Origin of the sequence: Paenibacillus auburnensis, from assembly GCF_927798115.1 — a bacterium.
GTDB lineage: Bacteria > Bacillota > Bacilli > Paenibacillales > Paenibacillaceae > Paenibacillus_AQ > Paenibacillus_AQ auburnensis.
This window is the reverse complement of record NZ_CAKMMG010000012.1, coordinates 1-23,180: the sequence shown is the minus strand read 5'-3', so window position 1 is coordinate 23,180 and position 23,180 is coordinate 1. Positions and strand designations below refer to the sequence as shown.

The window sequence follows — 23,180 nt, the reverse complement described above, 5'->3', positions numbered from 1 at the left end:
CGGGAGGGGAAGTCTGGCATGGGACAAAGAGCGAATCTGATTATAGTCAGAGAACAGGCTTATGAGTTGTATTATAGTCACTGGTGTGCGAATACTTTGCCGGGTGATTTGTTTTGGGGCCCGGAGTATGCTCTGGCGTTCATAGAAAGGCAGACCCGGGTGGAGGAATCCGGACCGGGATGGCTGGATGAGGCGTGGGCGGAAGGCGGCGCACTAATAGATTGGGAGAAGAGGAAGCTGTTATTTTACGGCGGCGAAGATATTCTCCTGGATATCCCGCTGCGCAACCTTTTTTTAAGCCTTATGGGGAGTATCTGGCAGGGGTGGGAGATCACCTGGGCCTATGAAGGCATACTTGATCTTGCATCCTATGTAGGCTATTCCCAAGAGACACTATTAGCGGAACGTGAAGCATATACCAGTGATATGACTATGGCCCCCGCATCACCAAGAGAATGGGTTGACCTGGTTGCAAGTGTGAAATTTGCCGGTGAAGACCTGCTGTTGTTCCCTTTGGCCGGAGAGCTCGCCTCCTATCTGCTCAATGGTCCAGCGTTCATTAACCGCATAAATAAGTCATATGGTTACAGAAGTTTAGCGCTGAGCGAATGGGCGGGAGATTTCCCGGCTGCAGGCTTTCATATTGACGTTACACAAAAAAGGATAAAGATCTGGCACGCCAAAGATTTTGCGGCAGCTCAAACTCGTATCCAAACGGAATGGCCGGACTGGGAGATTGTTGACCATTATGGTGATTATGAGTCGCAAGTCAGGGAAACAGGAGGAGCTTTAAAATTGCAGGTGGCAGATGAGCACACTTTGCTGAACCGGCTGCGCACCCTGTTACTGAAAGATTCCGCGTCCAATCCTGTGGATACGCTCACTTACTTTGCACAGAGGGAAGCAGAGGGAGGAAAAACCGTAGAAATTAATCCCTATGCCTTGAAGTATGATACATACCGGTTACCCGGAGAACGAAAAGTTGAGCTGTGGGATTCTGCAGTCAGTAAGCTCCGGATGCACAACCAGCAGTTGTTAAAAGGATTACCCGAAGCTCACGGTCTATCTTCCCGTACACTGCTTGACTTCTTCTCACAAATCGAACAGTCGGCGCTCGCCGTTAACACTTTCATGCTGCTGCAGGACGGGGCAGTTACGGCAGCATTTGCCCGGGCTCCTTATCGTCTGGATCCGCCGCAGCTGCTATATTCCTTAAGCAAAAGCGTCACCTCTATCGCGGCTGGTATTGCCATAGACGAAGGGCTTTTGACGCTTGCGGACACTGTCATATCCTTCTTTCCGGCGAAACTTCCAGAGAACATTTCTCCAAATTTGGCCCGGATGACAGTACACCATCTCCTGTCGATGAACGCCGGCCATCACGATAATATTTACGGCGCTGTGGCGCAGGAAGCAGACTGGGTGCGGGCTTTTTTGGCGCAGGAGGTTCCGCATGAGCCGGGAAGCCATTATGTATACAGCACCCACTGTACTTATATGCTGTCGGCGATAATAGAGCAGGTTTCCGGCCAGAGTCTGGTTGATTTTTTGCAGCCGCGCTTGTTTGAGCCTTTGGAAATTCCAAGACCTGTGTGGGAAACCTGTCCGCTGGGGATTAGGGCCGGGGGGATGGGCCTGAGCTTGTCTACCGAGAGTATCGCCAAGTTCGGCCAGATGCTGCTGAATAAAGGAGAGTACGCCGGAAAAAGAATTGTCTCTGAGCATTATCTCGCCTTAGCTACCTCTGAACAGAGCGATAACCGGCTGTCTGCCCCGAAAGACCGAACCGATTCCGCCCAGGGATACGGATATCAGTTTCATCTGTGCCGCAGGGGCTGCTATAGAGGGGACGGTTCTTTTGGCCAGCTGTGCCTGGTTGCTCCCCGGGAGAACATCGTCATTGCAGCAACGGCCGCGTTCGGGAGCATGCAGCAGCTGCAGACACTGCTCGATCTCATCTATGAATATATTATTGAACGGTTAGACCGTAATGAAGCTTATAACCATGCAGATACGCTTGAACTACAAGGCAAATTAGCGGCTTGGACTTATCCGTTTCCACCGGTTCAGCCCGTTCCAAGCCCAGCTCTTTATTGTGGCCGCAAAGCTTACCGCCTGGATGACAATCCTCATGGGCTGAGGGAGATCGTATTGGAAATAGAGGAAAAGCGGCTGAAGGTTCAGCTGAGCTATGGGGATGAGCGGGATAACGTACTGCCGTTCAGTCTTACAGAAATGCTGCATGCGCATAATGTTTTCTACAAGGATCTGTCACTGCACCGGCAAGAGGTAGTTACTTCAGCGGCCTGGCAGGATCAGCATACTCTTCAGCTCACTCTGTTGTACATTGAGACTCCTTACGTTGTTACTTATACAATCGGCTTCCGGGAAGAGGAGATCGATGTGGCGTTCCGGATCAATGTGTCTCTGAATATTCCGGAGTACAGCACAACCGGCGTATTCATGCACGACAAAGGTTCGTAAAATTAATAACTAAGGATATGTATAACTATCAAAGGAAATTAAAGTATTAGAACTGAAGGTGGTTAACGCGGTGCTGAGCCACGTCAATTAGTAGAATGGTAATATAAATCTAACCCCAAAGGGGTGTTATCATGCCCGAATATTCTCATATTCAAACTTATATAAAGTGTGATCAATTCAATTTCAGAGAGGTTATCAGGCATTTTTCAGAAGTAATAAACTCGCTGGGACTTGACTCTAGATACTTCAATAATGAGCTGGAATGGGAAGTTTCAGATAATGGTTTCATGTACGTTGGTGGCGGTGCTGAACGTCAGTTGTATGATAATAACGGATTCCAACTCCATATTCGACCATACCTACTAGGTTGGACACCTGAAGTTATTGAGGACTTAAAAGAATCATATCTAGAAATTAGTATCTTGTTTATGACGGAAGAGATAGAGCTCGATTGGAGAACTGGAGAATTGCGAAGCGAGTGTCAATCCTTGATTTGGAGGATTATGACTAAGTTCTCTGAGGAATTCAAACAAACTGGAGTATTTTTCACAAATGAAGTTATGGATGGAATGCCTTGGGAAGCATTATTGTCAGGTAATAAAGAGGGACTTTGGGCATTTGATGCTGCTATTTTACCTGTACACCTGATTGATTTATATAAGGATTATCCAAAAGATATGTTCATTTGTAAGAATGATGAAGTGATGTTTGTTGCCCAAAAATCCGTATGGGGGACAGAACCTTGGCAGGACAGCGATTAAACAAATGAGGGACATTAGCTTAATAAAACAGCGGTGGTCTAGGAACCAACATTTGGAATGGCCCCGAAATAAGTTGCGAGGAAGGAGAATTACTAACGTGGACAAGAGGTTCATTAAAGCCCATATAAGTTGGAAAAAAGACCCCAGTAAGTTTCCGGTGAACGAGTGGATGCGTGATTTGGTTGTAACCTATGGTGAAATCAAGGATAAGATCCTTTATGGTGATACATGGACTGTGCTAGTTAGGATAACAAGACATATTGAGGGTACACGGGATACATATGCCGATGTGGCATTCATAACTGACGAGGCACCTTGGGAATTGCTTGAGACAGGCTATAGCTTTAATCTTTGGGCGGGAAAGGATATTGCAATAGTCACGATTATCTAAGGGTAAGTCTAAAATGAAGACACTTCATGACTCCAATGACTTTGTAAGTAACCATGCAATAGTGCGTTGGACGATATTCAATTTTTCATTAAATGAAACTTGGATTACCGCAGCTTGAGACTTGAGCGGTCTATTTTGCTGTGTGACGGGGGCTATGTCCCAAGATTCATGCTATAGTTAGTCCGAACAGCTTGTTTCTCAATATATATGAAAAAGATGGTGGCTATGCAGATTCAGATCGGAGATCAATCTTTTACCCTCAATGTCCAATACAGTAAACGCAAAAAAATATCCCTGCAAATCGATGGAGCAAGCCGGATCACTGTGAAGGCACCGAAGGGGACAGCCGAAGAAGTGATTCTAAGTGCAGTACAGGGGCACAGCGGATGGATTATGGAGAAGCTGCGCGAACAGGCCGCGGCCCGGCAGGTACCCAAGGCGAAGGAATATCAGGAGGAGGGCAGCTTTCTGTACCTCGGCAAGGAGTTCCCGCTGCATGAACTGATTACAACCGGTGAGCGGGATGCCGAGGCGCTGAAGCTGGAGCTGAAGAAGTTCTATTTTAACAGCCTGAAGAAAATAGTAAACGAGCGGATGCCCCAGTATCAGAATCAGCTGAAAGTAAAACCGAAGTCGTTCGAGATCGTAGAATCCCGGACCAAGTGGGGGAGCTGCAGCAGCGATAAGAAACTGACCTTCAATTACCGGCTGGCGATGGCTCCGCCCGAGGTTATTGATTATGTAATTATCCATGAGCTATGCCATCTGCTGCATATGAATCATGACCGGTCCTTTTGGCGGCGGCTCGGGAGTGTTATGCCGGATTATAAAAGACAGGAAGAATTCCTGGCCCGCTTCGGTCAATTTATGACGCTCTGAGCTGCCAAGAACAAAAACAAGGGGATCCGCCGTCTGCGTTCATAAGTTTCCTCACTAATAAAGTATTTGCGCTGGGGGTTGGACTCTCTCAAGTTGTGGACGGCAAACCCCGCTTGCTGCAATGTGCTGTAATAATTCTCAATGGTACGGTGGTACTTGTAGACGGTGCCGCCCAGCCATTGCTGCTCACGGTAGCCTTCCATAAAATAATTGTCCACGGTCCAGCTGGTCCGCATCCCGGAAGTCTGCAGTGTTGATGTAATAACCGGGTGTTCTACGGAAAAAACAAATTGTCCGCCCGGCTTCAAGGTCCGGTGAATGTTCCGGAACAGACTGCCGATATCCTCGATATAATGCACAGCCAGCCGGGAGATGACGAGATCAAAGCTGTCCTCCGGATATTCCCACTCCTCCATAGAGGTCTGAATTAATTTGCCCCGGGGCCCGTCCAGATTTTCCGAAGCAAGCTCCGCCATATTAGCCGAGCCTTCAATTCCCGTATATTCCGCACAGCCGGCGTTCTATGTATTTCTCCAAATTAGCATCGTTGTCGTAAAAATCAGATCCTTTATAGCTCATAATTGGCCTCCCGGAAATCTGTCTGAATTTTTCCTTCTATTATAAGTGCTGCATTAATACGTCACGCCATAAGTACTGCATTAATACTCCACACCCCGCACCTTGGCAAAAATCATGGTATCCCGCAGCTTGCCGTCAACATCACATTTGTCGCTCCGCAGAATACCTTCCAGTGTAAAGCCGGAACGTTCAGCAACCCGTGCACTTGGCGTATTGCGTGTGTCGCAGCGGATTTCAATCCGGTTCGCCTGCAGCTCTTGAATAGCGTAATTAGTAATCGCATGGACCGCCTCCGTGATATAGCCCTGTCTGCTGTAAGAGGAACGCACCCAATAGCCGATTTCGAATTTCCGCGTCTGCCAGTCAATCCGGTGCAGGCCGCTGCTGCCGATGATTTCCCCGGAGGTTTTGTGTAACAAGAGGAGTCTAAGGTCTTTACGCTCTAGGAACTCCAACCGGGATTTTCGAATGATGGCTTCGGCTTGTTCAGGCGTAGGGAGGTGCCTGGCCCAAGGCATCCAGGGACGCAGTTCATCAAGGCTTTCCAGTATCGCTGTATTCACAGCAGCCCCGTCTCCCCATAAGGGCGCCCGTATCAGGAGCCGCTCACTTTCGAAGCTTTCCGGAAAAGATAACAGAATAGGATGGGCAACAGCATTTTCCATAGAATCAGCCTCCTAAAAAATATTAACAATAACATATCATGTCAGCTACGCGACTGTACATGAAGAAAAATCTGTACGACTATTTCGGCCTGTCTATATACCACATAAATACACTCAGGTCAATACGCTAAAGGATAACGAAATTTACTCCTTGGTGTAATTCACATTCAGCAGCAAGCGCGTTATCTTATATAGTAAGATATGTTCTTTATAAAGAACCAACAGGTGGAGGCCTTCATATGAGTGCAATCGCCGGTATCTATCATCTACAGCAGCATAATCTGGACCCTGAGCTGGGACCGGATTTAATGAAGCAGCTTAACCGTTACCCGGCTGACGATGCCAGGGGCTGGCAGAGTAAGAGTGTTTTTCTCGGATGCCGGTCACAGTGGATTACGCCACAATCTATAAATGAGCAAATGCCTTACTATGATTCCGAGCGGAAACTGGCCATTACAGCTGATGCGATCATTGATAATAGAAGTGAATTATTGAATACGCTGCGCGTACCCGTCCCAGACAGAGAATCAATTCCCGATAGTCTGTTGATCCTGCTTGCTTATGAGAAGTGGGGGGAGCAGGCACCGGTATATCTGGTGGGTGATTTTGCATTTATGATCTGGGATGAGCGGCAGCATAAACTGTTTGGGGCAAGGGATTTCTCCGGCAACCGGACGCTTTATTTCCACAGATCCCGGAGCAGCTTTACTTTCTGCACAGTTATTCATCCGCTGCTGTCGCTGGCGGGTGCAGGGAATGAGCTAAGTGAACAATGGGTTTCTGAATTTTTGGCGATTCCGAATAGAGTGGATGCTACTGACTGCTTCTCAACGGTGTACCGGTCGATCGAACAGCTCCCTCCTTCACATTCGATCACCATAACCGGAGGGAACATTACCTTCTCCCGTTATTTCACACTTCAAGCGCCCCCGGAATTGCGCTTAAGCTCCAATGGGGAATATGAAGAGGCTTTCCGTGAAGTCTTCGGACGGGCAGTGAAGGACCGGCTTCGCACCCACCTGGCAGCAGGGGCCAACTTAAGCGGCGGGCTGGATTCCGGCTCCGTCGTCAGCTTCGCAGCTGAAGAGCTCCGGCACCGCGGCCGGCCGCTCTATACGTTCAGTTCCTATCCTGTAGACGGCTTTGCCGGATTCAATCTCGGGAAAAGGGTCGCTGATGAACGTCCCTATATTCAGGAGACGATCGATTATGTAGGAAACATTCAGCCCAGTCTGCTGAACTTTCCCGAACGCAGCCCGTACAGTGAGATTGATGAGTGGCTGGATATCATGGAAATGCCGTATAAATTTATTGAAAATTCCTACTGGCTGAAGGGAATCTATGAGCAGGCACAGCAAAAGGACATCGGCGTGCTGCTCAGCGGACAAAGAGGCAACTGGAGTATTTCCTGGGGACCCGCTCTGGATTATCAGGCCAAGCTGATCCGTGAATTCCGGTGGCTTACCTTTTATCGTGAGAACAAGGGCTACACCCAGTCCATGGAGGCGAACCGCCGGAAGGTGCTGCAGATTGTCGGCAAAAAAGCGTTCCCTGCGCTCGGCAGACTGCTGCCCCGCCAGCAGGAGACAGTGCCTGAGCTGATTGATCCCGGCTTTGCTAAGCGGACGGAAGTGCATGAACGGCTCCGGGAGTTCAATGGGCCCGTGGGTGCCTCTTCGCCGACTGTCTATGATATCCGAAGGAAACATTTCGAACAGCCGCATATCTGGAATGTTAACGGAACAGTCGCCACTAAGCTGTCACTGAAATACCGGATATGGGACCGGGATCCGACGAATGATCTGCGAGTCATCCGTTTCTGCCTGTCTGTTCCGGAAGAACAGTACGTTCAGAACGGGGTAGACCGCTCGCTGATCCGCCGTGCGATGGCGGGCAGGTTGCCGGATAACGTCAGGCTGAACCGGAAGCGGCGCGGAGTGCAGGGGGCGGATGGTATCCACCGGATGATTCCGCAGTGGGGCGCCTTTCTGAGCGAGCTCCGGGAAATGACTCAGGATGCCCGCGCGGCTGCCTACTTGAATAGTGCCGGGCTCGCCGGATGTTTGGACCGGCTGGGTAGTGAGCCCGCACCAAGCTTGATCTTTAATGCGGATTTTCGCCTTTTGACACGCGGACTTGTCTTTTACCGTTTCTTGAAGCGTCTGTCTTAATGAAGATCGCCTGAAAGGGGGTGACAAACATGAAAAAGGAATACAGCAAGCCTGCTTTGGAAGTGCTCGACGTGAAGATGACTATGGCTGGACCCGGAATAGCTATTGCCGACTCCTTCCAAGATGATCCGGATGAGATCGTACATTATTCCTAAAATTTTATGGTTCGCGCGGCCCTCATCCCCCTGTGCTTGCTGGAGGGGGATAAGGGCTATTTCCATCATCCGGCTTATTCCGGGTGACAAATTGGCTTAGGGAGGGAATCTGATGGCGAGTACCGTTCAAGGCCTGGCTTATAAAGCCTTCGGCCTGCAAATATTCAGTGAATTCCCCTTGCCGGAGCTTCCCCTTACCGACGAGCCGGGATTGATCGGCAGCGTGGCTGTGATTCGCGGCGAGCTTGAGGAGCGCTGGCAGGCAATTCCCAAGATAACTCCAAGTCTGGGTATGCTGGGCAGCGAGGTGATGTTCGAAGCGAAGGATACGGCTATTTTTTCAATTCAGGACGGGATTAGGATTACTGTCTCACCTGCGGCTGGAGCGGACATGGACTGTGTCCGGCTGTATATCCTGGGGAGCTGCATGGGCGTTCTGCTGATGCAGAAAAAGATTCTCCCGCTGCATGGCAGTGCGCTAGTACTCGATAACAAAGCTTATGCGCTTGTTGGACGTTCAGGAGCGGGCAAATCAACACTCGCCTCTTATCTGATGGATCAGGGACATCTGCTGGTCAGCGACGACGTTATTCCCGTTATGGTGCAAGAAGGGCAGCCGCTTGCAGTTCCAGGTTATCCGCAGCAGAAGCTGTGGCAGCAAAGCCTGGACTATATGGGAATGAATTCGTCCCTCTACCGTCCGCTTTTTGAGAGAGAGACCAAGTTTGCTGTTCCGGTGCATGACCGCTTCCAGGCTGAGCCGCTGCCGCTTGCCGGTATATTTGAACTGGCGGTGTCTGAAGAGGAAGGCCCCGTAACCGTGCAGCCAATAAGCGGGATGGAGCGGTTCCATACGTTATTTAATCATACCTACCAGAAGGCGATGGTCGACCGGATCGGGATCCGGGAATGGCATTTCGGCATGCTGGCATCCTTCGTGAACCGGCTGCCGATGTACCGGATGACCCGGCCGAAACAGGGCTTCAGTGCTCCGCAGCAGACCTCGCTGATTTTTGACACGATTAAGCCACAAACGGAGGAGAGATAAACGATGAATACAGCAGATGTGTTGTCGCTTCAAACGGTGCTCGTTAAGCGTCCGGGCAATATCGCCAGCGATATGGACGGCGAGAAGGTGATGCTGAATGTGAAGAACGGTAAATATTACAATCTGGGCGAGGTAGGCGGAGAAATCTGGTCTGCTTTGGATAAGCCGGTCTCCATTAGCCGGATTGTGCAGGTTATTCAAGAAACATTCGATGTTCCGGCAGAGACAGCGGAGCAGGACGTGTTCGAATTTGTGCAAAGCCTGCTGGCTGAGGATCTGGTTGCCATCGACAGCATGCCATGACAGCCCTGCGGCGGTTTCGTCTGTTGCTTAATGACCGGGCCGTTGTAGCGCTGCTTCCGGAAGCCTTGTGGCGTCTGTTCCTGGCGAGAATCCGGCTGCTGTTCCCGTTCGATAAAACGGCACCCCAGCTTGGGGCTCAGTCGCAGGAAACTGCTGAGGTGTCCAAGGCTGCCGATGCGCCGAAGATCCGCGAGATCACCCGGGCCATCCGGGTAGGGAGCAAAGTGACTCCCTGGAAAAGCACCTGCATGGTCAGGGCGGTTGCAGGCCTCAAAATGCTTGAAAAACGCGGAATTGACAGCACACTGTACATGGGTGTTGCCAAAGACAAGCAGGGCCGGATGATTGCTCATGCCTGGCTGCGCAGCGGGTCTTATTACGTCTCCGGTGACGATGTGATGAAAGGTTTTGTTGTGGTGGAGAAGTTCGCGAAGGTGATACAAGCCGAGTAATCGAGGTGGGCTCATGCAAGCAATAATCTATTATATCCGGCAGCTACAGCGCTTGTCCGGAGTGAAGCTGTATCTGAATCTGCTGGGCATGGTGATCAGCAGCCTGCTGGAGAGCTCGGCAATTCTGCTGCTTGTGCCGATGCTGGGCATGGCGGGGCTGCAGCTGGGCGGAACAGGAGCTGCGTACAATCTTCCTGTGCTCGGGTTCATATCGGAGCTGCCGCAGACATCAGCGCTTGGGCTGGTGCTCGGCGCATACGTCTTTATCGTACTCTGCCAGAATTTAATTTCACGTTTTGTTGCCGTCCGCAACGTGGAGATTCAGCAGAGCTACAGCCGGCAGCTGCGATATGAAGTTTATAGCGCTCTGCTGCGTGCAGAGTGGTCCTTTTTTCTGAAGAAACGCACCTCAGACCTGATCAATATCATGACTACGGAGATGGCGCGGGTGCTTGCCGGCATCAGCTGCTTTCTGCAGTTTCTTACCTCGCTGCTGTTCACACTGGTACAGATCGCTTTCGCCTTCTGGCTGTCGCCGAAGATGACACTGGCCGTCCTGGTCTGTGCGGTACTGCTCTCCTTATTCTCCCGCCGATTTATCCGTAAAGCCAAGAAGCTGGGCAGCCGCAGTTCCCTGCTCGGCCAAATGTATCTGGCCGGAATTTCCGACCAGCTGAACGGAATCAAGGATATCAAGAGCAACAATCTGGAGCAGTCTCGGCTGGACTGGCTGCATGAATTTACCGGTGAGGTGAAGAACGAACAGCTGGATTATACACGTCTGCGTTCGAACTCCCAATTGCTATACAAAATGTCGTCCACACTGCTGATCGCAGTGTTCATCTTCGTTTCTTTCCGGTTTCTGCATGCGGAAGGGCCGAATCTGCTGCTGGTTATTCTCGTATTTGCCCGGCTGTGGCCGACTTTTGCCACGCTGCAGTCGCTGATGGAACAGCTCGCCTCCGTACTGCCTTCCTTCAAGCAACTGAAGCAGCTGGAGGAGGAATGTCTGCAGGCTGCCGAACAGGGCACTTCGGATGGAAGCGGGATGCCGGTGGAAGCAATCACCTTGAAACAGAGCCTGGAAGCGAGAAATGTCCATTTCCGTTATCAGCCGCAGGAGCCGCAGTATTCGCTGCAGGGGGTCAATGTCACTATTCCGGCTAACCGGATGACGGCCATTGTCGGACGCTCAGGCGCGGGAAAAAGCACGCTGGTTGATCTGCTCATGGGACTGATGCAGCCCGAGTCGGGCGACATTCTGGCTGACGGCAAGCCGATTACGGGAGAGCGGCTGCTGTCCTACCGCCGCTCGATCGGTTATGTGGCGCAGGACCCGTTCCTGTATAATGCAACAATCCGGGATAATCTGACGATGATCAAACCGGATGCCAGCGAGGAAGAGCTGTGGGAAGCCCTAGAGTTCGCCTCTTCGGCCGACTTTGTCCGCAGGCTGCCGCAGGGGCTGGACACGCTGATCGGCGACCGCGGCATCCGCTTGTCCGGCGGCGAGCGGCAGCGGCTGGTGCTGGCGCGGGCGATTATCCGCAAGCCGTCCATCCTGGTACTGGATGAGGCGACAAGTGCGCTCGATACCGAGAACGAGAAGCGGATTCAGGAGGCGCTCGACCGGCTGAAGCACTCCGTCACGCTGATCGTCATCGCCCACCGCTTGTCCACGATCCGCGGCGCGGATCAGATTCTGGTCATCGACCAGGGCCGCGTAATCCAGCAAGGCGTCTTCGGCGGCCTGGCCTCGGATAAAGGCGGCATGTTCAGCCGCCTGCTTAGCAGCCAGGAAGAGGCGATGTAACACGAATAGATTAGTGTAATTTAGCTCAGCAGATCGGCACTGGATACAAGCGAAGCAAAGGCCCTCCCGAGTTCGGGAGGGCCTTTGCTTGTTTGATTGTGCTGTGTGAAGGGAGCAGTGCAATTGAAATTGATTCTGCTGTACTTTGTGCAGTAGAATTGCTTCAGTAAGGAGCAGAAAGTGATTCTATTGTATTTTATGCAGTCATAAGGCGCAATTTTGGCCAAAATCCACATAAACGGCTGAATCTGCTGTACAAAATACAACAGAAAGGTGATCTGGTTTGCGGAAGGCGAGATCTGCTGTACAGAATACAACAGATTTGTTATTCAACCCCATAGGGGAGCAGTTGCGCCATGCAATGCAACAGAGCAACCGGTTAGCTCGGCTTCTGATGCTGTACCATTCACGCAATTCAGTCAGGATGTAGCCGCTTAATTTCCGGCAAGCCCGGAGGTTATTTTTCTGTGCCAGTTACCTTCCGCCAAGCCCACAGGAAAGGGCGGAGCGGGAAATAGAGTATATGCAGCGGTTTCGGGAGCGGCAAAGTTTTGGCATCCGCCGCATACGGATAGAGGAATCCGGCCACGTACAGGAACTGATGCCATGGAGTTAGGATCGCCGGCTGATAGTATTTGAAATGCCGCTTCACCTCCGGCTCAAGCGGCGGATTATGCAGATTGACCATCCGGGCAACATAGAATAAGGCAAGCTGTGCCAGCCGGCGGGCCTTCGGTTTGTCTGCCAGAGCAGACAGCCTGGAGTCAACCGGCGCTTCCAGTAAATCGCTAGCTAGGATAAGCGTCTGCCCGGCGGCAGCTTCATAGTTGTATCGTTTCAGCAGCTTGGCAAGTGCGGCATAATCCGGCTGCTGAAGCAGCAGCTGCCGGATATCAAGCAGCCATCTCAGCCGCGACCAGCCATGCCGCGAACCGTGCGCCGCCAGGAACAGGAACAAATCCTCCCTGCCCAAATAATGCACGTCCGGGCCCATTAGCTTACTTGTCCGCGCATGCTGCCATAGCTCATCGAAATCCGGCTCTGTGGATGGACCGGGACTTAACCTCCAGTGGACCTCAACTTTGATTTTGCTGTCCTGATGATTGAAGGTTGTATGATGCTCCCGCCATTTCCAGTCACCCAGGATACTCTCGAAGTCTTCCTCCTTCACGTACCCCAGGCGGAGCAGCAGTGCTTCAGCCTCGTGAAGCTGCTTCATCGGCACCAGGAAATCAAGATCACGTGAGGTACGCAGCGAAATGTCGCCGTACAGATCCTCTGCCAGTACCGGGCCTTTTAGAAAAAGAGACCGGATCCCCAACTTGGCAAGCTCTCCGCCGATGCGTCCCATCTCTCCGCTGAGCTGCAGCATCTGGACTGTATTTCTGCGGTATTCCCGCTGTAAACGTTCGCTGACCCGCGCAGGCACAAGTTCATTTTGCATCCGGCTAAGCTTGGGATATATGAATGGATACACACGGTGATGCAGCGTAAGCTGGACAAACTGCTCCCAATTGATCTCCGTGAACCGCTCCGGGCTCCGCTGTGCTAGCTCATCAATAGAATCTGTTGTTAGAATGGCAAGAAGAAGCAATATTTCCTTAGATAAGCTCCCTTTATCAAGGGTATACCGGTCAGTCATAGGGACTCTCCTTACTGGAATTTAGATACGAATGGAGCAGGTATGTTCTATTTAAAGAACGAACGCACACAGAGCGTAACACCGGCAGCAGAATGTTGTCAATTTGAATATAGTAATAGTTAGAAAAAGTGATAGAAGATGGTATATAATGGTTCCGGATGGAAATTCATTTGATATAGCAAGGAGGGTGAAAATCATGACGGATCCCAGCATACAAGAAATTCCGGGAGCGGAAACATGGCGGATGATTGAGCCGGTACTTAAGGGCTGGTCAGATGACAAAAAGGTTTACATAGAGGATGACGAAGGCAACAAGCTGCTCCTCCGGCTGTCGGCAGGGAAGACTTTTGCCCGTAAACAGGATGAATTTGCGCTCATTAAGCGGTTTAATGAACTGGGTTTTCCAATGTCACAGGCGATCAGTTTCGGAACATGTGGTGAAGGCGAAGAGAAACAAGTGTATATGCTGCTGACTTGGGTGGAGGGACTTCCGCTGGAGGATTGTTTGACCGCGCTTACGCCGGAGGAACAGTATAAGCTCGGGATGGAGGCTGGCCGGATTCTAAAAAGGATACACAGCATCCCATGCAGTCACGACCTGTCCGGCTGGGAAACAGCCATGCAGACCAAAATGCTGAAGCGGATCAAAGAATATGAGGATTGTCCGTATCATCTGGACGGTGATGAACAGGCCATTCATTATGTGAAAGAGAATATCGGCCTTATTGATAACGTGGAAAAAGTCTGCCATCATGGTGATTTCCATGTCGGCAATCTCATTTATACCCCGGAGGGCGGGATCGGTGTTATTGATTTCAACCGCTGGGACATAGGTGATTATGCAGAAGAGTTCTACAAAGTCCAATTCTTTGATCGGGAGCTGAGCATCCCCTTTGCCAAGGGTAAGCTGGACGCTTATTTTGGAGGACCGCCAACGGAGGAATTTTGGCGGAGACAGGCATTGTATGTGGCCTACAGCTCGCTTTTTTCGATTAAATGGGCGATCCCCTTTGGTCTGGATGAGATTCAGGGGATGATGGCCCGGGGGAGACAGGCCTTTCAGGACTACGATGTTTTTCGTAGGTACATTCCGCGCTGGTATACCGACTAGCCCCCGGCCTTAGATCTGATGGAAATCTGCATACATACGGTTAAGCCGTTTACAAACGCGCAAACCGCTGCTCGGTTTTGGCGAGAAATTGGCTGCGTTGTTCGGGGCTGCGTCTCTCCATACCTGTGTAGTTGTACCAGCGCAGCTTGTGGAAGCCCATTTTGCGGAAGGTGCCGCGGAAAAGGATTTTGGTTACAGGATTGCCGAAGTACCAGCGGTAGATCTTGTCAGGGGTACTCATCACGGTCAGCAGTGATACACCTTGAAGATTTGGAAGACAATGAACGAAGGGGCGTCCCGGCTTCGGTTCGTTATACAGCACGCCTTTGGCGAATACTTTGTCCAGGAATCCCTTAGTCAGGGCAGGCATGGACTCCCACCACACGGGGAAAATAAAAATAATATGATCGGCGGCAATCAGGCGTTTCTGATAATCGGCGGCTAGCGGGTCCAGCGTGGTCTTCTGTCTCCAGGCAGACAGCTCTTGGGCTGAAGTAACCGGATTGAAGCCGTCGGCGTGAAGATCCATAAGGTCGATTTCATGCTGCTGTGTATTCAGCCCCCGTAAGACTGCAGCCAGCAAAGCCGCCGAATAACTGCGGGCATGGGGAACATTATCGGATGCTCCGGCTCCATACGGATGATCGAAAATTATAGCCACTCTCATATCTATCGTCTCCATCCCTATATTGTTTCCTAGATTATAAAAATGTTTCATGGTTACAATAATAGATTCTGGTTTCCTATATGTCAATAATATTTCCTGGAAACTTTATTTGGGGTTTGTTCAATGCTACACTGTGAATAGGAGAGACTATCAGAGAGTGAGGAGAGCCGGCATGCTTGAAGCTTCCGGAAATACTAATACTGAACCCGGAAATTCCAGGAAGGAGATGCTGATTGCCCGACTGATGCAGGCGGTCACTAAGCTGCAGCGGCGGTTTCAAAATGATGATGATGAGGAACGGGAATGGATGATCCGCCATTGCAGCAATCCCGCCGTTATAGAGTTTCTTAAGGAGTCTACCGTGATGATGCTGCATGTTATCGATGCCATCGGACAGCTGGAGCCGGTCAATGGTGCTTCCATTTCGAAGGAATTTGGCATCCCCAAAGGCAGCATATCCAAGATCACCCGCAGACTGCTCGATAGAGGGATTATCCTTACGGAGCTGCTGCCGGGCAATAAAAAAGAAGTATTGTTCCGCATAACACCGCTCGGGCAGGAAATCTTCACGCTGCATCAGGCGCTGCACAAGCAAATGGATGTCGGCATTCATCTGTTCCTGGAGCGTTACAGTGAGAATGAACTGCTGTTTTTCACCCGGGGAATTGAGGATACGGCAGAGGTTTCGTGGACTGACCCGGAATCGATTGCCGCCAGATTCACAGCGGTGAAGCATCTGCCGGAGGATACGGAATCCTTTACGGCCAGAGATTCCGCAGAGCTGCATGAGATTACAGCAATGCTCCGGAAGCTGGATGCCCGCAGCCTGAGAAAGGCGAAGACGATTCTTGAGGATGTTTTTTTCAAGGTGTATTAAAATTTGGACAAAAGATTGAAATCAAGGAGCGCAAACGGTAGAATTGCACTACCAGCAGATTTAACCAAGAAGGGGATTGTATCGTTTGAATAATGAAGAACTGAATCAAGAGCTGCCAGAGAATTATGAGGAGCTGAAGAAGGCTGCAGGCCGTTCTGCGGACTGGAGAGCACGTCTTGCTGCTGTCGAAGAGCTGGGTAACTGGAACCACAAACAAGTCATTGATATCCTGAACCGTCTGATGATCAGTGATCCTGTATATACCGTACAAGAAGCCGCGTACAAGAAGCTGAGTGCATTCGGCGAAGATGTAAAAGTACCGTCCAAGAACAAAGCTGAGCTGTTCAGAGGGATCTCCAAGATCGTGCTGCGCATCAAAAAAAGCCTTCCGCGTGACCATTCTTATGAAGAGTTCAAGGAGAAGCTGAAGAAGATGCGGATTGATGTCTACGATGCTTACGAAGGCGAGAAGGGCGAAGATTTCGACAACTGGCTGGAGAAGCAATGGATTTCAGCGGTTAAATAGTTTTTCTTAAGAGAAGCGGATCGACAGGGACTGGACAAGTTCTCATTGGTCCGCTTTCCTAATTTAATCAAGTAAAGGATGACAACATGTATACCCATTCCTATGCACACCCGCTTTCTGCGCAATTTCAGACGTACCTTGAGCTTTCCGCCGGATTACGTCCTAACTATACAGCCAGCCTGGGGATAAGCGCTAAGGGCAGCGCGGCAATCACTGATTTGGTACCGGATGCCCCGGATCTCCTGAAGGTAATTTACAGTCATGTTGCAGGAACAAGCAGCGGGGAGGAGGAGCCGATCCTGATCGAGTTCATTCCGGGGTACCGTCTCATTCATATCACTGAATATGAACAGGAAATGCAGGTGCTGGCAGGCATTCTGGAAGAGAAAGGCTATTCCGGCGGCGGACAGATTTTCCCGCTCCTGACGAACTATGGCAGTGATTTCATCTGCTGCTACCGGTCAGAGGAGGGAACGGAAGTAATCTGTGATCTGCTGCATGACTACGGCGATTTGGTCGTGATGTACGATTCTCCTGAGAAGTTCCTGGAAACGCTGTGTGAATTCTATAAGCAGGAAGCCTATTTCCTGGATGAGGAAGGTTATCTGGATTGCGATCTGGTCAAAGAAGGCGAGATCGGTGCGGAGCTGAATCCGGGAGCGAAGTATTGGTCAGAATGATATGTGAAAGCCCCCATTCTCCACGGTGAAGCGGAGAATGGGGGCTTTTTGCTGTCTGAAACTATTCCTGCGAAGCGCGTTTTTCCTGCTCACGCAGCTCTACACGGCGTATTTTACCGGATGCAGTCTTCGGTAGATCATTGATGAATTCGATCTTGCGCGGATATTTGTAAGGAGCAGTCATCTCTTTGACATGACTTTGCAGCTCTTTAACCAGCTCGGAAGAACCTTCCTTGCCGTCCTTCAGCACGACAAAGGCTTTGACAATAGACCCGCGGATCTCATCGGGACTGGCAACAACGGCACATTCCTTGACGAGATCATGCTTCATCAGCGCTTCTTCCACTTCAAACGGGCCGATGGTGTAGCCCGAGCTGATGATGATATCGTCGCCCCGGCCTTCGAACCAGAAGTAGCCGTCTTCATCCTTGCGCGCCCGGTCTCCGGTAACGAAATACTCCCCGTGCGAGGCATTCGCCTTACGTTCCGGGTCTTTGTAATAATTCTGGAACAGGGCAGGCATGCTTAGGTGCACTGCGATATCTCCAACTACACCAGGAGGAACCGGATTCCCCTGATCATCAATGATCTCCGCGATGCCGGGGGCAATTGATTTGCCCATGGACCCGATCCGGATCGGATCATCCTTAAGCGCCGCAATGATCAGCGTGCTTTCTGTTTGCCCGTAGCCGTCGCGGATCGTAATATCGAAATGATGCTGGAAGGTGTTGATGACTTCCAGGTTGAGCGGTTCACCGGCGGATACGGCGCAGCGCAGCTTGGACAGGTCATACCGTGACAGTCCTTCTGTCTTGGCCATCAGGCGGTATTCTGTAGGCGTGCAGCATAATACCTGGATGCCTTGATCCTGCAGCAGCTGCAGATAACGGTCTGGATGAAAAGAACCATTATAGACAAAGCCGGTGGCACCGTTGCCGAGTACCGTCAGGAACGGGCTCCAGATCCATTTTTGCCAGCCCGGAGCTGCTGTGGCCCATACGGTATCCGATTTGCGGATGTCCAGCCATTGAGGTGAAACGATCCGCAGGTGGGCATAACCCCAGCCATGGGTGTGTACCACAGCTTTCGGGTTGCCGGTTGTGCCGGAGGTATACGCCAGGATGGCGATATCGTCACGGCTGGTGGCCAGGGCCGGACGGGAATCCGGCTGCCCGTCCATCAGGCTCTCCAGAGCGCTCCAGCCGGCTTCAAGCTCATCCGTGTTTCCGGATACCGACAGGCGGTAGTCCAGAGCCGGCAGATCTTCCGTGATTTTATTGACTTCGCCGGTAACCTCGGACCAGACAATGACCGCTCTGGCCTCCGAATGCCGCAGGCGGTAGGACAAATCCTTGGCCCGCAGCATTTCGGAAGAAGGAATAACGGCCAGTCCAAGCTTGAGGCAGGCGAGATAGATGACGTAAGCGATGATACGGCGCGGAACCATGACCAGCACGCGGTCGCCTTTATGAAGTCCCAGACCGGCAAGCCCTCCGGCAAGCCGGTTGGCCTGGCTGAGCAGCTCACCATAGGTGATTTCCTCGAAGTTTCCGTTCTCATGAAGCCATTTAAGCGCAATCTTATCCGGAGGATGCTGTTCCATTTCCGAAGTCAGATTGTAGATTTCAGGTGCAATGAAGCGCTGATTGTCCAAATGTACCTCTCCTATATAATCGTGATGGTTGCAACTACTGTATAGTATAGCATGTTATATTAGTACCAGATGCTAATTCACAGCAATATCTTTAAAGAAGGTTTTGTGACTCTTTTGGTATAATGCAGAGAAAGCGTTATGCAGGCGGAGGAATCCACTATGGAAAAAGTATTTGTGTATGGTACCTTGCGGCAGGGTGAACAGTATCATGATTTGCTGGGGGATAGCAGATTATTCTCGCTGCTGGCGCAAGTAAAAGGAACGCTGGCCGATACGGGATCAGGTTATCCGGTTCTGCTGGAGACGGAAGGCACAGTGGCCGGTGAACTCTACGAAGTGACAGCGGATGTGCTGCAGCGGCTTGATGAGCTGGAAGAGTATTACGGTCCCGGCGATGCGCGGAATGATTATGAACGGGTAGTGACAGAGGTAACCACCGACACCGGTGTGACCGAAGCCTGGGTCTATGTGTACAGGCACATGCAGCAATATGCCGCAATTCCGGAAGGAGACTGGAAGCTTCACCTGCTGAAGGATAGCGGGGAGCTGCTTTATTTTGCCTATGGGAGCTGTATGGACTTGCGGCGTATTCAGCTGGCTGGAAGGGAAGACGATTTCAACAGCGTAGAGGGCTGCGGTGTGGCGGAAGGCTTTCAAGTAGCCTTTACCCTGCCTCTTGCCGATGGGGGACGGGCGGATCTGGTTGAAACCGGCGGCAGTGCGGAAGGTAAGGTGTACCGGATAACACCGGAGTGTCTAGTTAATTATTTGTATGTGCGGGAAGGTGTGGCAGAAAACTTATATCGCCCTGCTGTCGTGCCCGTGCAGCTTACGGACGGGACAAGCCAGGCGGCGGTAACATTTGTTGTAGTGAACAAACAAGCCGAGACAGCTCCGCCCGTGTATTACATGGAAGAGATTCTGCGGGGCGCGCAGCCGGTTGTTTCACCAGCGTATTATGCAGCGCTCGAGATGCGGTTTAAACGATTTTAACTAGTTCCGGCAGTGGGGATTTTTACAAGTACATTTAAGCATTTTTTGAAAAAAAGGAGTGCTATAATCAATTCAGATCATATATTTATGGAACAGGCGGTTGATGACCCATGCTAGTGAATAAAATTCAACAATTGCAGGACATGCTTAGTGTAATCCAGCTGACGTATCCGGAGGATGCTGCTATGGTGCTGGCGGATACCGAGAAGGTGGTGGCTTATCTCCCGGGTCAGCAGATTGATCTTAGGGTTCCTGTAGGTGCTCCGCTGGAGAAATTCAAAGGGACCGTTTCTTACATAGCTTTTGAGACTGGAACGGTGCAGCGTGAAGAACGGGGGGCTGAGGCCTTCGGAGTACCTTACCTTTCTTCAGCGGTGCCGGTTATCGAGAATGGGGCAGTAGTTGGTGTCATTGCAGCTATGGTGTCCACGCACCGGGCTTCTGCCCTTCAGGACGGGGCACAGGAGCTATCTTCCCTGGTCCAGGAAATGACCGCAACCTCAGAAGAAGTGACCCGCTCAGCGCTTGGCGTTACGGAGCGTCTGGACGAGCTGGTTGGCCATTCCAAAGCGATGGTTCGAGATATCGAGAGCAGCTTTGAAATTCTGTCCTCCGTCAAACGGATTGCCGATCAGTCCCATATGCTGGGGCTTAATGCTGCGATTGAGGCGGCCCGGGCAGGCGAGCAAGGCCGGGGCTTCGGCGTAGTAGCGACAGAAATCCGCAAGCTGGCTAATGACAGCCATTCGCTTGTGCAGAATATCCACAGCCAGCTGGCCGGGATGAAGCAGGCCATTCTGCAGATGGACCGGTCGATTCAGGACATTATGGGCTTTTCGCAGCATCAGGGCCAGGCGATGCAGGAGCTGAGCCGTGCATATGAGCATGTTGCCAGTACGGCGAATGAGCTGTCCAATTTGAAATAAGTGAGGAGGCCTATATGCATCCTTCAGACTTTGATGAAATCTATACCCTTATGGAAGCCTCGTTTCCTGTCAGTGAGATGAGGAGCTACGGCGGCCAGAAGGCTTTGCTGGACAACCCCAGCTACCGGATATACACCGAGCAGGATGCTTCCGGGCGGATCATTGGCTTCTTAGCAGCTTGGGAGTTTCCGCTGCTTCGTTTTGTGGAGCATATCGCCGTGAACCCGGCTACGCGCGGCGGCGGAATCGGTTATAAGCTGATGAACAGCTATCTCGCACGTTCGGACAAGCCGGTGCTGCTGGAGGTGGAGCCGCCGGCTGGAGAGCTGGAGCAGCGCAGAATCGGATTTTATGAGCGGCTGGGTTTCCACCTGAATTTTTATGATTACGTCCAGCCCCCGCTGCGTACAGGACAGCCTGATCTGTCGCTGCGCATTATGACGTATCCCCGGCCCATTCGTCTAGGTGAGTTTCAATTATACAGAGAAATCCTGTATACAGAGGTCTATAAGACTGCTGTCTCCCGCAGCCGCTAATTCAGAGCCTTATCCAGACCAGCCCGGTCCATCCTTTGAGATGGCCCGGGCTGTTGCTGTATTGCGCCAACCTCCCCTTTGTTGCAGAAAAGAGGGTAATTATAGATAGCGGAGCTTTGAAATGCTTCTTTACAATCCGGATACAAGTTAGAAATAAGTTCATGGTTAAATGGATTTATAGCAAAGAACAACACAAACAATCAACACAACTACAAGGGAGACGATATTCAATGAAAAGCAAAAAGATGATCATAGCAACAATGGTGTTCGGAATGGCAGTTACAGGCTCAGCTGGTGTGTATGCAGGAACCAATCTGCAAAAGATCAGCGCCTATCTGAATCACAGCATCGGCTTCAAGGTCAATGGAGCTGCATATACACCGGTAGACGGCAACGGCAAAACACTGTCTCCAATTACCTACAACAACACTACTTATCTTCCTGTCCGTGCACTGGCGGAAGCCCTGAATGTACCGGTAACCTTTAATGCTTCGGCCAATCAGGTCGTTCTCGGAAGCGGCTCCGGCACGCCGGTACCGGATAACGGCTCGGCCATCACCTTAGCTCCGATAAATTATACTGCCGCGCAAAAAGAACAGATCACCAAAGCATTCGCAGACTATCAGGGCTTTGAAACAGCCTATGCACCGGCACAAATGATCAGCGGAGACAGCTTCGTAAGTGTGGGCGGCGGTGAAGACGGTGTGTCCTTCCTATTCAAGCATATGCGTGTGAATGTTTCTCCACGGGATTACTCGTATGACTATAACGGAACTACGGTGAAGCTCGCGAATGGAACAAGCGCCAAATGGTATACGCCTTCGGATATCCCGATGCTGACCTTCAAGCTGGATGACCGCTATGTGACCCTTAGCTCGCCGGATCAGTCGCTGAGCAAAGCGAAGCTAGAGAAGGTAGCCGTAAACGTAGCAAAATTGAGCAAATAACCTGGCGCAAACGGATATTGTAGAAGACGAAAAGCAGCAGTCCGTTCTGGATTCACAGAACAGGCTGCTGCTTTTTTTGGTGAATTAACGGTGTAAATGTTTCACGTGGTAAATTATTAACCCTCGTTTATTTGTTTGTGCTGTGCTGCTTATTAGCCAGTCTTGCTTCCGGGGAGCCTTTGCCCCGGCGTTTATTCTTCTCGGCCTTCCGCTGGTTCTCCTGGAACTTCTCCACAAATTCGTGCGTGTCCATACCTGTCTGCCTCCTAAGGGTTGTGAGCATAGTCTAGTCAGAACTGCCGTTACTATGTCCATTCCGAATCATTTTGATACATGGACGTTGTTGCTCATATGCATAAGCTATATTTTTGCGGGTTGAGTTTTGCCCAGCATATTCTGTAAATCATTGCAAAGAGGGAATACACCTTTACTCTACTGCTCCACCCGGGGCATCCTTACATCCTTTATGGAAGCTAAAGGTCATATCACGTCTCCACAGCGATCATTTGTAATTATGCATTGTTATTTTTAATGCAGTATGAACGTATGTAGTTACTTGAGGTAATAGGGCAAAGAGTGGGTGAATAAATTATTGTCTAAAAAAAGCTTGCATTGTTTTCTTATACATGATATATTCTATTTCTGGCCGCGAAACATCAACGCCGAGCTCGAAAAAGAAGTTGAAAAAAGAGCTTGCATTGAACGGCTGGATGTGATATATTATAAGAGTTGCTGGTGACGAGCTAATCGACACTGACAACGAGCTTGATCTTTGAAAACTGAACAACGAGTGAGTATCGGAAATCACTTCGGTGAGATCCAAAATTAGAGAATGCAAATTCTCGTCAGATGTTTCAAAATGAGCAATCGCTCTTTCTAAATACCAATTTGGAGAGTTTGATCCTGGCTCAGGACGAACG

25 protein-coding genes are annotated in these 23,180 nt (G+C 50.7%); 18 read left to right on the top strand and 7 right to left on the bottom strand.

Annotated elements, in window-relative coordinates:
- The first annotated feature begins 18 nt into the window (after positions 1 to 18).
- From L6H70_RS25755 to L6H70_RS25740, 4 genes are all read left to right on the top strand, one after another.
- Positions 19 to 2,484 carry a serine hydrolase domain-containing protein gene (locus tag L6H70_RS25755; protein WP_236337052.1) on the top strand — a complete coding sequence of 822 codons (2,466 nt, stop codon included), beginning with the start codon at positions 19 to 21 and terminating at the stop codon, positions 2,482 to 2,484.
- Positions 2,485 to 2,615: 131 nt separating this feature from the next.
- Entirely contained in the window at positions 2,616 to 3,245 is a 630-nt protein-coding gene (locus L6H70_RS25750; RefSeq protein WP_236337051.1) for a hypothetical protein, read from the top strand.
- Positions 3,246 to 3,342: 97 nt separating this feature from the next.
- Positions 3,343 to 3,636 carry a hypothetical protein gene (locus L6H70_RS25745; protein ID WP_236337050.1) on the top strand — a complete coding sequence of 98 codons (294 nt, stop codon included), beginning with the start codon at positions 3,343 to 3,345 and terminating at the stop codon, positions 3,634 to 3,636.
- Positions 3,637 to 3,861: 225 nt separating this feature from the next.
- A complete protein-coding gene (locus tag L6H70_RS25740; RefSeq protein WP_236337213.1) occupies positions 3,862 to 4,515 on the top strand; it encodes a M48 family metallopeptidase in 654 nt (217 codons plus the stop codon).
- Here L6H70_RS25740 and L6H70_RS25735 read toward each other — a convergent pair.
- On the bottom strand, positions 4,497 to 4,991 hold the full coding sequence (locus L6H70_RS25735; protein WP_236337049.1) for a class I SAM-dependent methyltransferase: 495 nt from the start codon (positions 4,989 to 4,991) through the stop codon (positions 4,497 to 4,499). The genes L6H70_RS25740 and L6H70_RS25735 overlap by 19 nt on opposite strands.
- 183 nt (positions 4,992 to 5,174) lie before the next feature.
- Positions 5,175 to 5,759, bottom strand: a complete 585-nt coding sequence (locus L6H70_RS25730; protein ID WP_236337048.1) for a GNAT family N-acetyltransferase — start codon at positions 5,757 to 5,759, stop codon at positions 5,175 to 5,177.
- A 239-nt stretch (positions 5,760 to 5,998) separates the two neighbouring features.
- Between L6H70_RS25730 and L6H70_RS25725 the strand changes: the two genes are divergently transcribed.
- The 6 genes from L6H70_RS25725 (at position 5,999) to L6H70_RS25700 (ending at position 11,701) form a co-directional block, all read left to right on the top strand.
- A complete protein-coding gene (locus L6H70_RS25725; protein WP_236337047.1) occupies positions 5,999 to 7,930 on the top strand; it encodes an asparagine synthase-related protein in 1,932 nt (643 codons plus the stop codon).
- 29 nt (positions 7,931 to 7,959) lie between these two features.
- Positions 7,960 to 8,085: a paeninodin family lasso peptide gene (locus L6H70_RS25720; RefSeq protein ID WP_206103200.1), complete on the top strand. Its 126-nt coding sequence runs from the start codon at positions 7,960 to 7,962 to the stop codon at positions 8,083 to 8,085.
- 112 nt (positions 8,086 to 8,197) lie between these two features.
- Positions 8,198 to 9,133, top strand: a complete 936-nt coding sequence (locus L6H70_RS25715) for an aldolase (protein WP_236337046.1) — start codon at positions 8,198 to 8,200, stop codon at positions 9,131 to 9,133.
- A gap of 3 nt (positions 9,134 to 9,136) precedes the next feature.
- The gene (locus tag L6H70_RS25710; protein WP_236337044.1) at positions 9,137 to 9,436 is read left to right on the top strand and encodes a lasso peptide biosynthesis PqqD family chaperone; all 300 of its coding nucleotides are present in this window, start codon (positions 9,137 to 9,139) and stop codon (positions 9,434 to 9,436) included.
- Positions 9,433 to 9,888, top strand: a complete 456-nt coding sequence (locus tag L6H70_RS25705) for a lasso peptide biosynthesis B2 protein (RefSeq protein WP_236337042.1) — start codon at positions 9,433 to 9,435, stop codon at positions 9,886 to 9,888. Before L6H70_RS25710 ends, L6H70_RS25705 begins: the two co-directional genes overlap by 4 nt.
- A 13-nt stretch (positions 9,889 to 9,901) precedes the next feature.
- On the top strand, positions 9,902 to 11,701 hold the full coding sequence (locus L6H70_RS25700) for an ABC transporter ATP-binding protein (RefSeq protein WP_236337040.1): 1,800 nt from the start codon (positions 9,902 to 9,904) through the stop codon (positions 11,699 to 11,701).
- A 457-nt stretch (positions 11,702 to 12,158) separates the two neighbouring features.
- On the opposite strand, the gene L6H70_RS25695 is transcribed toward L6H70_RS25700, so the two are convergent.
- A complete protein-coding gene (locus tag L6H70_RS25695) occupies positions 12,159 to 13,343 on the bottom strand; it encodes a nucleotidyltransferase domain-containing protein (protein WP_236337039.1) in 1,185 nt (394 codons plus the stop codon).
- A 196-nt stretch (positions 13,344 to 13,539) separates the two neighbouring features.
- On the opposite strand from L6H70_RS25695, the gene L6H70_RS25690 reads away from it, so the two are divergent.
- Positions 13,540 to 14,454 (top strand): phosphotransferase family protein, encoded by a 915-nt coding sequence (locus L6H70_RS25690; RefSeq protein ID WP_236337038.1) that lies wholly within the window; start codon positions 13,540 to 13,542, stop codon positions 14,452 to 14,454.
- A 49-nt stretch (positions 14,455 to 14,503) separates the two neighbouring features.
- Here the strand turns inward: L6H70_RS25690 and L6H70_RS25685 are convergent, their stop codons facing one another.
- A complete protein-coding gene (locus L6H70_RS25685; protein ID WP_236337037.1) occupies positions 14,504 to 15,121 on the bottom strand; it encodes an NAD(P)H-dependent oxidoreductase in 618 nt (205 codons plus the stop codon).
- A 172-nt stretch (positions 15,122 to 15,293) separates the two neighbouring features.
- On the opposite strand from L6H70_RS25685, the gene L6H70_RS25680 reads away from it, so the two are divergent.
- The 3 genes from L6H70_RS25680 (at position 15,294) to L6H70_RS25670 (ending at position 17,204) form a co-directional block, all read left to right on the top strand.
- Positions 15,294 to 15,998, top strand: a complete 705-nt coding sequence (locus tag L6H70_RS25680; protein ID WP_236337036.1) for a helix-turn-helix domain-containing protein — start codon at positions 15,294 to 15,296, stop codon at positions 15,996 to 15,998.
- A gap of 85 nt (positions 15,999 to 16,083) precedes the next feature.
- A complete protein-coding gene (locus tag L6H70_RS25675) occupies positions 16,084 to 16,524 on the top strand; it encodes a HEAT repeat domain-containing protein (RefSeq protein WP_054943863.1) in 441 nt (146 codons plus the stop codon).
- A gap of 86 nt (positions 16,525 to 16,610) precedes the next feature.
- A complete protein-coding gene (locus L6H70_RS25670; RefSeq protein ID WP_236337035.1) occupies positions 16,611 to 17,204 on the top strand; it encodes a hypothetical protein in 594 nt (197 codons plus the stop codon).
- 61 nt (positions 17,205 to 17,265) lie between these two features.
- On the opposite strand, the gene L6H70_RS25665 is transcribed toward L6H70_RS25670, so the two are convergent.
- A complete protein-coding gene (locus L6H70_RS25665) occupies positions 17,266 to 18,807 on the bottom strand; it encodes an acetate--CoA ligase (protein ID WP_236337212.1) in 1,542 nt (513 codons plus the stop codon).
- Between the two features lie 210 nt (positions 18,808 to 19,017).
- Between L6H70_RS25665 and L6H70_RS25660 the strand changes: the two genes are divergently transcribed.
- The 4 genes from L6H70_RS25660 to L6H70_RS25645 all read left to right on the top strand — a co-directional run bounded on the left by L6H70_RS25660 (position 19,018) and on the right by L6H70_RS25645 (position 22,260).
- Complete coding sequence (locus tag L6H70_RS25660) at positions 19,018 to 19,851, top strand: gamma-glutamylcyclotransferase family protein (protein WP_236337034.1); 834 nt, start codon at positions 19,018 to 19,020, stop codon at positions 19,849 to 19,851.
- Between the two features lie 116 nt (positions 19,852 to 19,967).
- On the top strand, positions 19,968 to 20,777 hold the full coding sequence (locus tag L6H70_RS28770) for a methyl-accepting chemotaxis protein (RefSeq protein WP_279306797.1): 810 nt from the start codon (positions 19,968 to 19,970) through the stop codon (positions 20,775 to 20,777).
- Positions 20,778 to 20,791: 14 nt separating this feature from the next.
- Positions 20,792 to 21,313 carry a GNAT family N-acetyltransferase gene (locus tag L6H70_RS25650; protein ID WP_236337033.1) on the top strand — a complete coding sequence of 174 codons (522 nt, stop codon included), beginning with the start codon at positions 20,792 to 20,794 and terminating at the stop codon, positions 21,311 to 21,313.
- Positions 21,314 to 21,543: 230 nt separating this feature from the next.
- Positions 21,544 to 22,260 (top strand): stalk domain-containing protein, encoded by a 717-nt coding sequence (locus tag L6H70_RS25645; protein ID WP_236337032.1) that lies wholly within the window; start codon positions 21,544 to 21,546, stop codon positions 22,258 to 22,260.
- A gap of 127 nt (positions 22,261 to 22,387) precedes the next feature.
- Here L6H70_RS25645 and L6H70_RS25640 read toward each other — a convergent pair whose 3' ends face one another.
- Together L6H70_RS25640 and L6H70_RS25635 are read right to left on the bottom strand one after the other, a co-directional pair.
- Positions 22,388 to 22,513: a DUF4023 family protein gene (locus L6H70_RS25640; RefSeq protein WP_082452152.1), complete on the bottom strand. Its 126-nt coding sequence runs from the start codon at positions 22,511 to 22,513 to the stop codon at positions 22,388 to 22,390.
- Between the two features lie 336 nt (positions 22,514 to 22,849).
- Positions 22,850 to 23,180, bottom strand: a 331-nt coding sequence (locus L6H70_RS25635) for a hypothetical protein (protein WP_236337031.1), incomplete at its 5' end; no start/stop codon positions are given.

Coding starts and splice junctions, on each gene's coding strand:
- L6H70_RS25755 (WP_236337052.1), top strand. CDS start 19: ATGGGACAAAGAGCGAATCTGATTATAGTCAGAGAACAGGCTTATGAG.
- L6H70_RS25750 (WP_236337051.1), top strand. CDS start 2,616: ATGCCCGAATATTCTCATATTCAAACTTATATAAAGTGTGATCAATTC.
- L6H70_RS25740 (WP_236337213.1), top strand. CDS start 3,862: ATGCAGATTCAGATCGGAGATCAATCTTTTACCCTCAATGTCCAATAC.
- L6H70_RS25735 (WP_236337049.1), bottom strand. CDS start 4,991: ATGGCGGAGCTTGCTTCGGAAAATCTGGACGGGCCCCGGGGCAAATTA.
- L6H70_RS25730 (WP_236337048.1), bottom strand. CDS start 5,759: ATGGAAAATGCTGTTGCCCATCCTATTCTGTTATCTTTTCCGGAAAGC.
- L6H70_RS25725 (WP_236337047.1), top strand. CDS start 5,999: ATGAGTGCAATCGCCGGTATCTATCATCTACAGCAGCATAATCTGGAC.
- L6H70_RS25720 (WP_206103200.1), top strand. CDS start 7,960: ATGAAAAAGGAATACAGCAAGCCTGCTTTGGAAGTGCTCGACGTGAAG.
- L6H70_RS25715 (WP_236337046.1), top strand. CDS start 8,198: ATGGCGAGTACCGTTCAAGGCCTGGCTTATAAAGCCTTCGGCCTGCAA.
- L6H70_RS25710 (WP_236337044.1), top strand. CDS start 9,137: ATGAATACAGCAGATGTGTTGTCGCTTCAAACGGTGCTCGTTAAGCGT.
- L6H70_RS25705 (WP_236337042.1), top strand. CDS start 9,433: ATGACAGCCCTGCGGCGGTTTCGTCTGTTGCTTAATGACCGGGCCGTT.
- L6H70_RS25700 (WP_236337040.1), top strand. CDS start 9,902: ATGCAAGCAATAATCTATTATATCCGGCAGCTACAGCGCTTGTCCGGA.
- L6H70_RS25695 (WP_236337039.1), bottom strand. CDS start 13,343: ATGACTGACCGGTATACCCTTGATAAAGGGAGCTTATCTAAGGAAATA.
- L6H70_RS25690 (WP_236337038.1), top strand. CDS start 13,540: ATGACGGATCCCAGCATACAAGAAATTCCGGGAGCGGAAACATGGCGG.
- L6H70_RS25685 (WP_236337037.1), bottom strand. CDS start 15,121: ATGAGAGTGGCTATAATTTTCGATCATCCGTATGGAGCCGGAGCATCC.
- L6H70_RS25680 (WP_236337036.1), top strand. CDS start 15,294: ATGCTTGAAGCTTCCGGAAATACTAATACTGAACCCGGAAATTCCAGG.
- L6H70_RS25670 (WP_236337035.1), top strand. CDS start 16,611: ATGTATACCCATTCCTATGCACACCCGCTTTCTGCGCAATTTCAGACG.
- L6H70_RS25665 (WP_236337212.1), bottom strand. CDS start 18,807: ATGGAACAGCATCCTCCGGATAAGATTGCGCTTAAATGGCTTCATGAG.
- L6H70_RS25660 (WP_236337034.1), top strand. CDS start 19,018: ATGGAAAAAGTATTTGTGTATGGTACCTTGCGGCAGGGTGAACAGTAT.
- L6H70_RS25650 (WP_236337033.1), top strand. CDS start 20,792: ATGCATCCTTCAGACTTTGATGAAATCTATACCCTTATGGAAGCCTCG.
- L6H70_RS25645 (WP_236337032.1), top strand. CDS start 21,544: ATGAAAAGCAAAAAGATGATCATAGCAACAATGGTGTTCGGAATGGCA.
- L6H70_RS25640 (WP_082452152.1), bottom strand. CDS start 22,513: ATGGACACGCACGAATTTGTGGAGAAGTTCCAGGAGAACCAGCGGAAG.